This is a genomic window from Streptomyces iakyrus, assembly GCF_000717055.1.
GTDB classification, from domain to species: domain Bacteria; phylum Actinomycetota; class Actinomycetes; order Streptomycetales; family Streptomycetaceae; genus Streptomyces; species Streptomyces iakyrus.
The window spans coordinates 1-312 of the sequence record NZ_JNXI01000147.1 but is presented as its reverse complement, the minus strand read 5'-3'; the positions used below and the strand labels follow the sequence as shown (position 1 = coordinate 312).

Sequence of the window (312 nt, the reverse complement as noted above, 5' to 3'; positions counted from 1 at the left end):
GTCGTCGTCATGTACGCGGGGCGAAAGGTCGAGGAAGCGCCGCCTGGCGTCTTGTTCGAGCGTCCCCTGCATCCCTATACGCAGGGCCTTCTCGCGGCATCCCCGCGATTGCACGAGAAGCTGCACTACCGAAGCGCCAGGCTGTCCGAAATCCCCGGCAACATCGCTTCTGCCACCACCCAGGCAGGTTGTCCCTTTGCACCGCGGTGTCCGCACCGGTTGGCGCTGTGCCGGACCAATGTCCCGAACGAACGCGACGCGGCAATTGGACGGCGCGTTGCCTGCCACGTCGATCTCACCGAACCATCTCGC

Annotated in this window: 1 protein-coding gene; it reads left to right on the top strand. The window is 65.1% G+C overall.

The window, feature by feature from the left end:
• Nucleotides 1-312 (top strand): oligopeptide/dipeptide ABC transporter ATP-binding protein (locus tag OO68_RS49100; RefSeq protein WP_500691381.1); only part of this gene is annotated, 312 nt, incomplete at both ends.